Here is a 13,411-nt window from a genome sequence, read left to right as displayed (position 1 = left end):
ACACTCCTGGCACACGGGGCCCGCCGGCACGGGGGCGGCGGGCCCCGGCCGAGGGGGTGTGGTGTCATGACCGCCGTGGAGGGCGTCCGGGGGACGCCGCATGAGATCGCCCTGCTGTCCGGTGGTCCGCGCGCCGCGGTCACGGTGGCCGTCGTCGCCCTGCACCTGCGGGGCGCGGTCGAGGCGGGTGCGCCGGGCACGGTACGGGCGGTCGACGGGGAGGCGGGGCGGGCCCTGCCCCCGCTGCCGCCGCCGGGGGTCTCGCTGGACGTGGCGGCCGAGGTCGCCGTGGGGCGGGTGGACGCCCTCACGGGCCAGGTGCGCGCGCTGTACCTGGAGAGCGCGGTCTACCACTGTCTGGAGGAGCCCTCCGAGATACGGGAGCTGCTGCGGCACCCGGACGTCCGCTGGGCGCTGGCCGAGGTGCGGGTCGGGTTGGCGGAGGCGGGGATGCTGCGCGCCGCGCTGCTCAGGCCGACCAGGGCCGCCCGCCGGCGGGTGAAGGTCCTGCGGAAGGCGTTCCCGGTGCCGTCGAGCAGGCACGCCCTGCCCGACGACAGGAAACTGCTCGCCGTCGCCCTGCACGGCAAGCCCGCCCTGAGAGTCCTCGTCCCCCGCTTCGCCCTCCGGGCGGGCCTGACCGACCGGGTCGACATCAGGGACAAGGGGCTGCGCCACTCCCCGGGCAGCGGCACCTACGGCGGCGCGGGCTACACGTACTGCGGAGGCGGCGGAGGCTGTGGCGGCGGAGGCGGCTCGGGCTGAGCACGGCCGGGACTCGTCCGACGGATCCGGGCCGAACGGATCCACCACGCGCCCGGCATACGGGACCCGGTCGGGTCGGCGACGCCTGGAAGGGGCCTCGCCGGCCGGACCGGAGAGCACGGGTGAGGGACGGCCCGGCCGGGGACGGGCCGCCCCTCACGCGCGCGTGGGTGCGTCAGGCCTTCAGCGTCCTGATCGACGTCGGAGCGTGTCCCGGTTCGGTCGCGAGTTCCTCGAACTCGGTGACGTCTCCTATGTCGTTGGTCGTCGACATGGAGATGTCGGTGACGCGTTCCAGGATCGCCTCGACGACGACGGGCACCCGGAACTCGGCCGCCAGCTTCTTGGCCCGCTCCAGGGCGGCGCCCAGTTCGTTCGGGTCGGTCACCCGGATCGCCTTGCAGCCCAGGCCCTCGGCGACCTTGACGTGGTCGACGCCGTAGACGCCCAGCTCCGGGGAGTTGATGTTCTCGAACTCCAGGTTGACCTGGAAGTCGATGTCGAACGCCCGCTGGGCCTGCCGGATCAGGCCCAGGTAGGCGTTGTTGACCAGGACGTGGACGTACGGGATCTTGTGCTGCGCCCCGACCGCCAGCTCCTCGATCATGAACTGGAAGTCGTAGTCGCCGGACAGGGCGACGACCTGCGCCTCGGGATCGGCCTTCGCCACGCCGAGCGCGGCCGGGACGGTCCAGCCGAGCGGGCCCGCCTGGCCGCAGTTGATCCAGTGCCGGGGCCGGTGGACGTGCAGCAGCTGCGCGCCGGCGATCTGGGAGAGGCCGATGGTGGAGACGTACCGGGTCTCGGGGCCGAAGGCCTTGTTCATCTCCTCGTAGACCCGCTGCGGCTTGATCGGGACGTCGTCGAAGTGCGTACGGCGCTGGAGCGTGGCCCGCTTCTCCTGCGCGGCGGCCGCCCAGGCGGAGCGGTCGGGCAGCCGGCCCCCGGCCTCCAGTTCCTTCGCCACCTCGACGAAGAGCTCCAGCGCGGCGCGCGCGTCGGAGGCGATGCCGTAGTCGGGGGCGAAGATCCTGCCGATCTGGGTGGGTTCGACGTCGACGTGCACGAACGTCCGCCCGGCCGTGTAGACGTCGAGCCTTCCGGTGTGGCGGTTGGCCCAGCGGTTGCCGATGCCGAGGACGAAGTCGGACTCCAGGAAGGTGGCGTTGCCGTAGCGGTGCGAGGTCTGCAGGCCGACCATGCCGGCGTTGAGCTCGTGGTCGTCGGGGATGACACCCCAGCCCATCAGGGTCGGCACGACCGGGGTGCCGGTCAACTCGGCGAACTGGACGAGCAGTTCGGCCGCGTCCGCGTTGATGACACCGCCGCCCGCGACGATCAGCGGGCGCTCGGCGGCGTTCAGCATGCCGAGCGCCTTCTCGATCTGGGCGCGGCTCGCGGCGGGCTTGTAGACCGGGAGCGGCTCGTAGGTGTCCGGGTCGAACTCGATCTCCGTCAGCTGGACGTCGACCGGCAGGTCGATCAGGACGGGGCCGGGGCGGCCGGAGCGCATGAGGTGGAAGGCCTGCTGGAAGACGCCGGGGACCTGCGCGGCCTCCAGGACGGTGACCGCCATCTTGGTGACCGGCTTGGCTATGGAGGCGATGTCGACGGCCTGGAAGTCCTCCTTGTGGATCACGGCGGTCGGCGCCTGGCCGGTGACGCACAGGATCGGGACGGAGTCGCCGGTCGCGGAGTACAGGCCGGTGATCATGTCGGTGCCGGCCGGACCGGAGGTGCCGACGCACACGCCGATGTTGCCGGGGCGGGTGCGGGTGTAGCCCTCGGCCATGTGCGAGGCGCCCTCGACATGGCGGGCGAGGGTGTGGGTGATGCCGCCGCAGGCCTTGAGCGCCGCGTAGAAGGGGTTGATCGCCGCGCCGGGGACACCGAACGCGTCGGTGACGCCCTCGCGCCTGAGGATTTCGACTGCCGCGCGGGCAGCGGTCATGCGAGCCATCGAGTACTCCTGCTTCGGCTGTCGGATTCGCGCTCCCGTCGCGCCCCGCGGTGAGCTCTTCCGCATTGTGGAAAGTCTTTTCTACTATCTGGAATGAATGTAGGGTCGGTGGACGGACCCGTCAAGAGAGGGGCAAGTGCCGGACACCCGGCGGACCGGTGGAGGACGATGGGCACCGCCCCGAGAACACGGGAGGGAGACCATGCCCGAGAGCGTGCCGGTGCGCTGTCCCGCCTGTCGGCGCTCGCACCGCTACACGGCGCCGTCCTACCCCTGCGCGTGCGGCGCGCCCGTCGCGCCGCCGCTGGACTTGGACGGGGTGCCCGGCCCGGCCGGGCACCGCGCCTGGGACGAGGAGTGGGTCACCGTGCGGTGCGGGCGCTGCGGGCTCCGCGGCGAGTGGCCCCGGCCGGAACTGGGGTGCCCGTGCGGGACGGTGCTGCTGATCCCGGTGACCGGCCCGCGGGCGTCCGTGCCGGCGGAACGGCCCGAGCACCCCGCCGCCCGTCCCGCGCCGGTCCGCACCGCGCGGGACGCGGTCGCGGCCGCCGTGCGGCACCTGCGCCGGCTCGGTCACGAGGACGTCCGCCGCACCGACCGGCGTTCCCCGTCCGGCATCGGCCTGACGGGCCGCGGCGTGCTCGCCCAGGTCGACCCGTCGGCGCGTCCCGCGACCGCGCGGGACGTGGAGTGCCTGTGGCTGGCCGCGATGACGGAATCCGCGGCGTGCCTGTACTTCTCCGTCACCGGATACGACGAGGAGGCCCGGGTCCGCGCCGACGCCCTGGGGGTCCCGCTGTTCCTGCTCGACCTCACCGGCCCCCCGCGACCGGTGAACGGCCCCGCCGACGCGCTGGACGCCGACGGGGCCTGAAAACCCGGCGACGAGCCCGCCCCGGGCACCCGATACTCGGCGGATGCGCATCCGTCCCGCCGCCCCCGCCGAACTGCCCGCCCTCCAGGACATCGAGCGGGCCGCCGGCGCCCCGTTCCGCGACGTCGGCATGCCGGACGTCGCGGACGACGAACCGCCCGCCCCGGACGTGCTGGAGCGCCACCGGCGGGCGGGCCGCTGCTGGGTGGCGGCCGACGAACGGGACCGGCCCGTGGCGTACTTGATCGCCGAACCCGTGGACGACGCCCTCCACGTGGAGCAGGTCTCCGTCCACCCGGACGCCGCGCGCCGGGGCGTGGGCCGGGCCCTGCTCGACCACGCCGCCGCCCACGCCCGCGAGCAGGGCCTGGCCGCGCTGACGCTGACCACGTTCGCCGACGTCCCGTGGAACGCCCCGTACTACGCACGCCTCGGCTTCCGCACGCTGGAAGAGCCCGAACTCACGCCGGGCCTGCGGCGGATCCGTGCCGAGGAGGCCGGGCACGGACTCGACCGGTGGCCGCGCGTCTGCATGCGCAAGGACGTTCCCCCGCACCGGCGGCACGAGGGCCGGACCGCCCGGGCGACGATCAGGTCGGCGCGCGAGCAGGACTTCCCCGGTTTCCTCGGCCTGGCGGCCCAGGTCGAGCAGTGGTTCGGCCCGATGGTCGAGGAGCCGGGCTTCCACGACGCGGTGCGTGAGCACATCGCCGGCTCCCAGGCGCTCGTCGCCGAGTCCTCGGGGCCGGACCTCCTCGGCGGACTGCTGTTCGGGGGCGAGGCGCCGACGTATCACGTGCACTGGCTCGTCGTCTCGCACCGGGCGCGGGGGACGGGCGTCGGCCGCGCGCTGATGGCGGAGGCGACACGCCGGTGGGTGCGCGGGCCGGGTGACATCGAGGTGGTCACCTTCGGGGCCGACCACCCCGGTGCCGTCGTCAGCGGCGCCCGCGTCTTCTACGAGCGTCTCGGCTTCTCCCCCGCCGAGGTCGCCGCTCCGGGTCCGGAGGACGGCTCACGGCAGGTCTTCCGGCGGACGGTCGCCTGACGGCGCGCCAACCCGCCGCGTACCGCTCCCGCCGGCCCCGTGCGTGCGGGAGGGCCCGGTCACCGGAAGTCCTCCTCGCGGTACTCGGCGGTGGAGCCGGCGGCCGTGGCCTCGCGCAGCTCGATGCGGCGGATCTTGCCGGAGACGGTCTTGGGCAGCTCACCGAACTCCAGGCGGCGGATGCGCTTGTACGGGGCGAGTGCCTCGCGGGAGTGCTCGAAGAGCACCTTCGCGGTGTCGGGGCCGGGCTGCCAGCCCTCCGCGAGCACGATGTACGCCTTGGGCACGGCCAGCCGCAGCTCGTCCGGGGCGGGCACGACGGCCGCCTCGGCGACCGCCTCGTGCTCCAGCAGGGCGCTCTCCAGCTCGAAGGGGCTGATCTTGTAGTCGCTCGCCTTGAAGACGTCGTCCGCGCGACCGACGTAGGTGATGTACCCGTCCTCGTCGCGGGAGCCGATGTCCCCCGTCCGGTAGTAGCCGCCCGCCATCACCTCGGCCGTACGGTCCGGATCGCCGTGGTAGCCGGTCATCAGGCCCACCGGGCGGTCGGAGAGGTCCAGCGCGATCTCGCCCTCGGCGGCGCCGGGCGCGCCGGAGACCGGGTCGAGGAGTTCGACGCGGTAGCCGGGGCTGGGACGGCCCATGGAACCGGCCTTGAGGACCTGGCCGGGGCTGTTGGAGATCTGGACGGCGGTCTCGGTCTGGCCGAAGCCGTCCCGGACGGTGACGCCCCAGGCGCGCCGGACCTGCTCGATGACCTCGGGGTTGAGCGGCTCGCCGGCGGCGACGACCTCCCGGGGCGGGGTGCGCAGCCGGCCCAGGTCGGACTGGATGAGCATGCGCCACACGGTCGGCGGGGCGCAGAACGTGGTGACGCCGGCCTTGTCCATCTCGGCCATCAGGCGGGGCGCGTCGAAGCGGGTGTAGTGGTGCAGGAAGACGGTCGCCTCGGCGTTCCACGGGGCGAACAGGTTGGACCAGGCGTGCTTGGCCCAGCCGGGCGAGGAGATGTTGAGGTGCACGTCGCCGGGGCGCAGGCCGATCCAGTACATGGTCGCCAGGTGGCCGATCGGGTACGAGGTGTGGGTGTGCTCGACCAGCTTGGGACGGGCGGTGGTGCCGGAGGTGAAGTACAGCATCAGCGGGTCGTCGGAGAGGGTGGGCCCGTCGGGCGCGAAGTGCTCGGCGGCGCCGTACGCGTCCGCGTACGGCTGCCAGCTCCCGTCGGCCCCCTCCCCCACCGCGATCCGGGTGTAGTCGCCGGGCACCTCGTCGAACTTCGCGGCGTCCGCGGCGCGCACGATCACATGGCGGACGCGGCCCCTCTCGACGCGGTCGCGCAGGTCGGCGGGGCCGAGCAGCGGGGTGGCGGGGATGACCACGGCGCGCAGCTTCATCGCGGCCAGGGCGGTCTCCCACAGTTCGGCCTGGTTGCCGAGCATCACCAGCACCCGGTCCTCGGCGGCCACGCCCCGCTGCCGCAGCCAGTTGGCCACCTGGTCGGAGCGGCGGGCCAGCGCGGCGAAGGACAGCCGGGTCTCGTCGCCGTCCTCCTCGACGAGGTGCAGGGCGGTGCGGTCGTTGCCGTCCGCGATCACGTCGAACCAGTCGAGCGCCCAGTTGAACCGCTCGGGCCGGGGCCAGGCGAAGTCCCGGTGGGCGGTGGCGTAGTCCTCGCGGTGCTCCAGCAGGAAGTCCCGGGCCCTGCGGAACGCCTCCGTCGCCGTCGTCATGTCTCCTCCTCGTGCCGGACCATTGCCGGGCGGCTCCGCGACATCGTGTAATCCGTGACGGGAGTCTCCCTACCCCGGACGGCGGGGCGGCTCGCCGGACGGGGTGGTTGTCATGGGTTTGCGCTGTTTTCCCCTGACGGGTATTACCAGCGGTACGGCTTTGGATTTACCGTTGCCCGGCCCGCTGTAATTTGCCTCACTACACGGTCCGCCCGGAATTAAGGAACCTGTTGCCTAATATTGGCCAGGACACGCCACACGGAGGGGAGCGGTGACCGTGCGACGGGACTTCAAGGAGCCTGGCAGGTGCCGCCCCGACCTGGTCATAGGCCGGGAGGAGCTGTACTCCGAGGCGCGGGAGCAGCTCGCCCGCGGGGGCAGCGTGCTGCTGCACGGCCCGGCGGGAATAGGAAAGTCGACCGTGCTGCGGGCACTTGCGGCCGAAAACGCCGGTGCGACGGGGACGGTGTTGCGCTGCTCGGCCACGGAGTCCGAATCCCATCTTCCGTTTCTGGCGCTGGCCGATCTGTTCGGTCTGGTCCTCGACGAGGTGTCCGCCCGGCTGCCCGCCGCCCAGCGCACCGCCCTGGAGTCGGCGCTCACCGGGCGCGGCGAGTCCTCCCTCCAGCGGGACGGCCTCGCGCTGCGCCTCGCGGTGCTGTCCATGCTGCGGGCGCTGGCCGCCCAGGGGCCGGTCCTCGTCGTCGCCGACGACCTCCAGTGGCTGGATTCCGCCAGTGCCGAACTCCTCGGCTTCGCCGCCCGGCGGCTCGGCGACAGCCCGGTGCGGATGCTGTGCGCGGTGCGCACGGACGGCGAGGAGTACGACCGCCATCTGCGTGCCTGCCCGCCGGACACGCTCGCGGTGCGCCTTGGCCCGTTCTCCCGGACCCAGGTGTCCGCGCTGCTCGACCACCGTGGCTACACCGGTCTGTCCCGCTCCACGGCCCGTGACATCCACCGCACCAGCGGCGGCAACCCGCTGTTCGCCCTCGAACTGGGCCGCGCCCTCGCCGAGAGCCCCACCCGGCCCAGACCGGGCGAGCCGCTGCCGGTGCCGACCTCGCTGCGGGCCCTGGTGCTGAGCCGCCTGGAGATGCTGTCGGACGAGGCGCGCCGCACCCTGCTGGTGGCCAGCGCGGGCGCCCGCCCCACCCTGGCGCTGCTGCACGCGGCCGGCCGGGACAACGCCGAGGCGGAGACGGCGCAGGCGGTCGCGCTGGGGCTGCTGGCGACGGATTCCGAGGAGCCGGCGCTGCGGTTCGCGCATCCGCTGATCTCGGCCGCCCTGTACGCGGAGGCGCCGGCGCGGGAGCGGCGGGCCGTGCACACGGCGCTGTCCACCGCGGCCTCCGACCCCATCGAGCGGGCCCGGCACCTGGCGCTGGCCGCCACCGGCCCCGACCCGGAGGTGGCGGCCCGGCTCGCCGAGGCCGCCGCGCTGGCCCGGGACCGCGGGGCGCCCTCGGTCGCCGCCTCGCTCGGGCTGCTCGCCGCCCGGCACACCCCGGCCGACGGCGCGCCGGGCCCCGACGAGCGGCGGCTGCAGGCCGCCGAGGACGCGATCACCGCGGGTGAGGCCGACCTGGCCCGGGACATAGCGCGCGAGGTGCTGACCCGGGCGACGGTGCCGGCGGAGCGGGTGCGGGCGTGGATGGTGGTCATAGAGGCGGCCGGGCAGGCGCTCGGCGAGGTCGACGCCGTCTTCCCGCAGGTGCTGGCCGACGCCGGCGACGACCCCCGGCTGCTGGCCCTCGTCCACTACCAGCTGGCCTGGCGGGAGGTGGTGGTGGACGGCGACTTCGCCAAGTCCCGCCAGGAGGCCGCGCACGCGGCGGAGCTGGCCGCGCGGGGCGGCGACCGGCGCACCGAGCTGATGGCGCTCGCCTTCCAGTCGTCCACCGAGACCCTGATGGGCCACCCCGACGCCCCCGCGACCATCCAGCGGGCGCTCCAGGAGCCCCAGGACCCCGATGTGGCCTGCCACCACAACGGCGCCGCCATGGCGAGGTTCCGCTGGCTGCTGATGAGCGACCAGCTGCCCGAGGCCCGTACGGCCATCACCGCGCTGCTGCGGGAGGCGCGGCGGCGCGGCATGGTGGAGAGCGAGGTGCACTTCTCGCGGCTGCTCGCCGACACCGAGCTGCGCTTCGGGCACTGCGGCCGGGCCCTGGACCTGGCCCGCGAGAGCCTGCGGCTGGCCCGGGACTCCGGGATCGGCGAGAGCGCCTCGGCCATGCTCGCCTCCCTCGCGGAGGCGTCGGGCGGGGACGTGGAGCGGGCGCTGACGCTGGCCCGGGAGGCGGCGGACCACGCCGAGGTGGACGGCGACCAGTTGTACCTCTCCCTCGCCCTGGCCGCCCTGGGGTACGCCCAGTTGGTGGCGGGGGACGCGCAGGCCGCGGTCCGTTCGCTGCGCCGGGTGCGGGAGCTGGAGCAGGGCATGGGCGTCAGCGACCCGGCGCGGGGCCGCTGGCAGGGCGACCTCGCCGAGGCCCTGGTGCGGATCGGTGAGCCCGGCGAGGCGCAGGAACTCATCGACGTCACCCGGGTGCACGCGCTGCGTCTGAACCGCGCGAGCGTCCTCGCGGTGCTCGACCGCGCCGAGGCGCTGGTGCGCGCGGCACGCGGCGAACGCCAGGTCGCGCAGGCGCAGTTGGCGTCGGCTCAGGAGCGGCTCGCCAAGCTGGGGTACGGCCTGGAGGAGGCGCGGGCCGCCTTCGCGCTGGCCCGGCTGCGCGGGCAGGGGCCGGCGGCGTACGACGAGGCCGCCCGGCTGTTCCGGCGCTGCCGTGCGCTGCCGTGGCTGCGCCAGGTGGACCGGGCCGTGGCCGCCGGTCCCGCGGAGGCGGAGACCGTGCCCGCCGCGACGCCGGGCGCCCTGGACGGGCTGGCCGCGATGGAACGGCAGGTCGCCGCGCTGGTGATGGAGGGCGCCACCAACCGGGAGATCGCCGGCCGGCTGTTCATCAGCGTCAAGACCGTCGAGGCGACCCTCACCCGGGTCTACCGCAAGCTGGGCATCCGCTCCCGGGTCGACATCGTCCGCCTGGCCGCGGGCCGTCGCACGACGTAGCCCCGCGGGGCTCCACCGGGGCGCCACCGGGTCGACCGAGGGTTTTCCCTGCCCCAACTCACCTAGGGGGTTCCCTCATTGGGACGGTCGCGCTCCGGGTCGTAGCGTAACGGCGTGCCGCTCGCCGGGCACACAGGGGCCGGTCCCCAGGCCCTCGTGCTCGACCCCCACCCCGTGCGACCCCCACCGGCCGTCCCGTGAGGAGACCCATGTCCGGGCTCACCCGTGCCAAGAAGGCCGCCGCCGCCGTCGCGGCCGCCGCCGCCGCCGTCGCGACGGCGCTGATCGCCGCCCCCTCCGCCGTCGCCGCCCCGCAGCCGATCGTCGGCGGTACGACGACCACGACGTCCGCGTACCCGTTCATGATGCAGATCACCGACGCCTCGCAGAACCAGTTCTGCGGCGGCACCCTCGTCTCGCCCACCAAGGTGGTCACGGCCGCGCACTGCATGGTCGGCGAGACCACGAGCAGCGTGCGCGTGGTCGGCGGGCGCACCTACCGCAACGGCACCAACGGCACGGTCGCCAGGGTCAGCCGGATATGGGTCCACCCCGACTACAGAAGCGTCACCCGGGGCGACGACGTGGCCGTGCTGACCCTGTCGGCGTCGATGCCGTACACCACGGCGCCCTACGTCTCCTCCTCCGACACCTCGGTGTACGCGGCCGGCACGACCGCCCGCATCGTCGGCTGGGGCACCACCTCCTCCAACGGCAGCTCCTCCAACCAGCTGCGCACCGCGACCGTGCCGACCGTCTCCGACACCGGCTGCCGCGGCTCCTACGGCAGCCGGTACGTGCAGAGCGACATGGTGTGCGCCGGCTACTCCTCCGGCGGTGTGGACACCTGTCAGGGCGACAGCGGCGGACCGCTGCTGATCGGCGGCCGGCTGGCGGGGATCACCTCCTGGGGCGACGGCTGCGCGGCGGCCGGCTACCCGGGCGTCTACACCCGGCTGACCACGTTCTCCGCGGACGTGACGGCACAGGTCAACGGGTGACGGACACCCCCATGAGTTCCTGAGCACCCCTCAGGCGGCAGACCAGGGGGCGTTGCGGGCTTCCACGAGCAGCCCGCAACGCCCCCTCTCCATGCCCGTGCTCACCCCCGTACGGTCCCGAAGCGGATGTCGTACGACGTCCCCGGGTGCAGCACGCGGAGCATCCGCTCCCCCTCCGCGGCGACCTCGTCCCGCTGCCGTCCGCCGAGCCGGCCGAACGGCTCGATGACGAGGGCGTGTTCGTCCAGCCGCCACAGCCCCGCCAGGAACCCGTCGACGAGGAGGGTGCGGTGGGCGATGTTGCCCTGCCAGTGGCGGCCCCGGTGCTCGGGCGGCACGACGCGGGTGCGGTCGGCGTGGGAGAGGAGCAGGTTGTCGAACTCGGGCAGGAAGCGCGGCGGGGCGGGGGTGTCCGGGTCGGGGCGGGGTGCGTCCGGGAGGTCGAAGAGCTCGGTGCCGGCCTCGTCGCGGAAGGTGACGAGGTCCGGGCGGAGGCGTTCGAAGGCCTCCCGCAGCCGGGTCAGGCCGGCCCAGGTCTGCATGTCCTTCACGGAGGCCGGTCCGAAGGCGGCGAGGTAGCGCAGCACGGTGGCGTCCGGCGCCGGCGCCGGCTCGGCGGGCGCGCCCAGCCAGTGCTCGGCGGTGGTGAGCGTGACCTGGCCGCTGCGGCCCCACAGCCCGCGCGGAGTGATCTGGACGAGGGGGAGCTTGCAGCGGGCGGCGACGGAGAGGGACCCCGGGTCGGCGTCGGGCCACTCCTTCAGCAGGGCCTCGCGCAGCTGCTTCATGGTGCGCGGTTCCGCCTCGACGAGTTCCCGGGCCAGGACGGCGAGCCGGTCCAGGTCGACGCCCGTGAGCCCCTTGCGGAACTGGGTCAGCTCGCGGTCGCGGGCGGGCTGCACCAGGGGCCGCAGGGTGAGGCAGTCGCGGGCGGTGTGGGTGTGGATGGTCGAGCGCAGGGTGACGATGCGGGCGACGGCGCGGCCGGCCATCGGCCGGGACAGCGCCTCGGGGGTGAAGCCGTCGAGGCGGGCGGCGAGCGCGTAGTAGGGCGGCTTGACGTTCTGCGCCTGGAGCCCGACGAGGTGCGCGACCGCGTCCTCGGCGGACATCGGCGAGCGGCGCAGCAGCAGTTGCCGTTCGAGGGTGGCCCGGTTCAGCGCCCGGGTGCCGAGCACCTGCTTCGTCGTCGTCATGTCCGTACGCTAGCGGTCATCGAGGTCAGGTCCTGTCCTCGATGACCGCCGTGTGCGGTGCTGATTGCCTCCCGCCGGAGCGGGCACCCGGGGCGCACTGTGCACGGGCGAGAGCGACCGGGACCGCGAAGGGTCCTGCTGACCGGGTGGTTCAGCTTCCGCGACGGGGAGGCGACCGCCGGGGACGTGCTGGCGCTGCGCCGCGTGGAGGAGGTGCTGCGGGGCGCCGGGATGGCGTACGACGTCGTCTGGAGCCCCGGTTTCCGGCCGGAGGCGCCGCACTTCGACGACGTACGGCCCGGCGACTACTCGCACCTGGTGTTCGTGTGCGGGCCGCTGTACGGGCCGCAGGTCGAGGAGCTGCACCGGCGCTTCGCGCACTGCGTGCGGATCGCCGTGGGGACGTCGGTGGTCGACCCGGGCAGCGCGGCCGTGACCGGCTTCCACCGCGTACTGGCGCGGGACGCCCCCGGCAGCGAGCCGTCCGAGGACCTGGCGGCGCGCGCCCCGGCGGTGCCCGCGCGGCCCGTGGTCGGGGTGGTCCTCACTCACGGGCAGCAGGAGTACGGGGAGCAGCGGCGGCACGGGCAGGTCGCGGAGCAGGTGACCCGCTGGCTAACCGGGAAGGACTGTGCCCGGCTGGAGCTGGAGACCCGGCTGGACACCCGGGACTGGCATCTGAGCGCGACACCCGCGCAGGTGCAGTCGGTGCTGGCCCGGCTCGACCTCGTCGTCACCGACCGGCTGCACGGGCTGGTGCTGGCGCTGCGGGTCGGCACGCCGGTGCTGGCGGTGGACCCGGTGGCGGGCGGCGCCAAGGTGACCGCGCAGGCCCGGGCCTGCGGCTGGCCCGCGCTGCTCGCCGCCGAGCGGCTGGACGCGCGCCGGCTGGAGCGGTGGTGGGACTGGTGTCTGACCTCGGGCCGGGTGGCCGCCCGGCAGGTGCGCGACGCGTTCCGTGAGGGGCGGGTGCCGGACGGGGCGGACCGGCTGGTGGAGGTGCTGGCGCCGCGCGCCGGCGCCGGTTAGGCGGGGCGGCTCCCGGGCACCCGGACGCCCTTGCCCCCGCGGTCGCTGGAGGAGGGACGGTGTCCATCGGACGGCTTTCCGATCACGAGCAGCACGTCCTCGACGAGATCGAGCGGGCGCTCAGCCGTGACCGCCGGCTGGCCCGGCGGCTGCGCACGCCGCGGGTCCGCCGGGGACCCGACGTGACGCGCCTCCTGGCGCGGATCGCGTCCTGCCGGCCGCGCGGCCGGACCGTGGCGGTCCTGCTCGCGGTGTCCGTCGCGCTGATGGTGACCGGCATCGTCACCTCGGCGCCGTGGGCGATCTGGGCCTTCGCCGCGGTGTGGCCGCCCACGCTCTTCGCGGCGTTCCGGCTGCTGTGCCGGTGGTCCGGCGGCTGAGCGTTTGCCCCGCGGGGGCGGCGGGGACCCGGCCGGGCAGGAGGTGATCGTCGTGCCCGAACCCGGAAGCAAGAAGTACGACACCCGCCGGGCCCGGCTCCGCAAGGACGCCGAGGACTCCGGGGTCTCCGACCAGGACGCCAACACGGCCGCCAACGAGGAACTGCAGGAGGGCGAAGGCCTGCGCAGCCGCGGCCCGCGCACGGAACGCGGCCGCGGCCCCAAGGGCGAACGCCCGGGGAGCACGGACTGAGCCCGCGCGCAGGGGGTCCGCCCGCCGGTGAAGTCGAGCAGGCGCAGGATGCCTTCGGTGCAGCACACGGCGGCGTTGCGCGGGTTGCGGCCGGTG

Annotated in this window: 11 protein-coding genes and 1 pseudogene; 9 read left to right on the top strand and 3 right to left on the bottom strand. The window is 74.5% G+C overall.

What is annotated here, in order from left to right; translation table 11 throughout:
• Positions 1-66 precede the first annotated feature (66 nt).
• Entirely contained in the window at positions 67-765 is a 699-nt protein-coding gene (locus tag AB0A94_RS36080) for a TIGR04222 domain-containing membrane protein (protein ID WP_361750909.1), read from the top strand.
• A gap of 175 nt (positions 766-940) precedes the next feature.
• On the opposite strand, the gene gcl is transcribed toward AB0A94_RS36080, so the two are convergent.
• Complete coding sequence (gene gcl, locus AB0A94_RS36075; protein WP_361750907.1) at positions 941-2,725, bottom strand: glyoxylate carboligase; 1,785 nt, start codon at positions 2,723-2,725, stop codon at positions 941-943.
• A gap of 202 nt (positions 2,726-2,927) precedes the next feature.
• On the opposite strand from gcl, the gene AB0A94_RS36070 reads away from it, so the two are divergent.
• The 3 genes and pseudogenes from AB0A94_RS36070 to AB0A94_RS36060 all read left to right on the top strand — a co-directional run bounded on the left by AB0A94_RS36070 (position 2,928) and on the right by AB0A94_RS36060 (position 4,647).
• Positions 2,928-3,599, top strand: a complete 672-nt coding sequence (locus AB0A94_RS36070; RefSeq protein ID WP_361750905.1) for a hypothetical protein — start codon at positions 2,928-2,930, stop codon at positions 3,597-3,599.
• A 43-nt stretch (positions 3,600-3,642) separates the two neighbouring features.
• Positions 3,643-4,017, top strand: a pseudogene (locus AB0A94_RS36065) (GNAT family N-acetyltransferase); the annotation flags it as partial.
• A 114-nt stretch (positions 4,018-4,131) separates the two neighbouring features.
• Positions 4,132-4,647, top strand: coding sequence for a GNAT family N-acetyltransferase (locus AB0A94_RS36060; RefSeq protein WP_361750951.1), 516 nt, complete (start codon positions 4,132-4,134; stop codon positions 4,645-4,647).
• 59 nt (positions 4,648-4,706) lie between these two features.
• Here AB0A94_RS36060 and AB0A94_RS36055 read toward each other — a convergent pair whose 3' ends face one another.
• Positions 4,707-6,380: an AMP-binding protein gene (locus tag AB0A94_RS36055; RefSeq protein ID WP_361750903.1), complete on the bottom strand. Its 1,674-nt coding sequence runs from the start codon at positions 6,378-6,380 to the stop codon at positions 4,707-4,709.
• A 271-nt stretch (positions 6,381-6,651) separates the two neighbouring features.
• Here AB0A94_RS36055 and AB0A94_RS36050 point away from each other — a divergent pair, with 271 nt between their 5' ends.
• Positions 6,652-9,456, top strand: coding sequence for an AAA family ATPase (locus AB0A94_RS36050; protein WP_361750901.1), 2,805 nt, complete (start codon positions 6,652-6,654; stop codon positions 9,454-9,456).
• Between the two features lie 209 nt (positions 9,457-9,665).
• Positions 9,666-10,457: a serine protease gene (locus AB0A94_RS36045; protein WP_361750899.1), complete on the top strand. Its 792-nt coding sequence runs from the start codon at positions 9,666-9,668 to the stop codon at positions 10,455-10,457.
• A gap of 101 nt (positions 10,458-10,558) precedes the next feature.
• Here AB0A94_RS36045 and AB0A94_RS36040 read toward each other — a convergent pair whose 3' ends face one another.
• Complete coding sequence (locus AB0A94_RS36040) at positions 10,559-11,653, bottom strand: winged helix DNA-binding domain-containing protein (RefSeq protein ID WP_361750897.1); 1,095 nt, start codon at positions 11,651-11,653, stop codon at positions 10,559-10,561.
• A gap of 99 nt (positions 11,654-11,752) precedes the next feature.
• Here AB0A94_RS36040 and AB0A94_RS36035 point away from each other — a divergent pair, with 99 nt between their 5' ends.
• The 3 genes from AB0A94_RS36035 to AB0A94_RS36025 are packed head-to-tail and all read left to right on the top strand — an operon-like array spanning position 11,753 to position 13,315.
• A complete protein-coding gene (locus tag AB0A94_RS36035; protein WP_361750895.1) occupies positions 11,753-12,682 on the top strand; it encodes a polysaccharide pyruvyl transferase family protein in 930 nt (309 codons plus the stop codon).
• Positions 12,683-12,741: 59 nt separating this feature from the next.
• Positions 12,742-13,062: a DUF3040 domain-containing protein gene (locus tag AB0A94_RS36030; RefSeq protein ID WP_361750893.1), complete on the top strand. Its 321-nt coding sequence runs from the start codon at positions 12,742-12,744 to the stop codon at positions 13,060-13,062.
• Positions 13,063-13,114: 52 nt separating this feature from the next.
• Positions 13,115-13,315 carry a hypothetical protein gene (locus AB0A94_RS36025; RefSeq protein ID WP_361750892.1) on the top strand — a complete coding sequence of 67 codons (201 nt, stop codon included), beginning with the start codon at positions 13,115-13,117 and terminating at the stop codon, positions 13,313-13,315.
• The last annotated feature ends 96 nt before the right edge of the window (positions 13,316-13,411 follow it).

The sequence above is a fragment of the Streptomyces sp. NPDC044984 genome (genome assembly GCF_040646935.1).
Taxonomy (GTDB): Bacteria; Actinomycetota; Actinomycetes; order Streptomycetales; family Streptomycetaceae; genus Streptomyces.
Note: the sequence above shows the minus strand (reverse complement) of the source record. Positions and strands in the feature narration are given on the sequence as shown.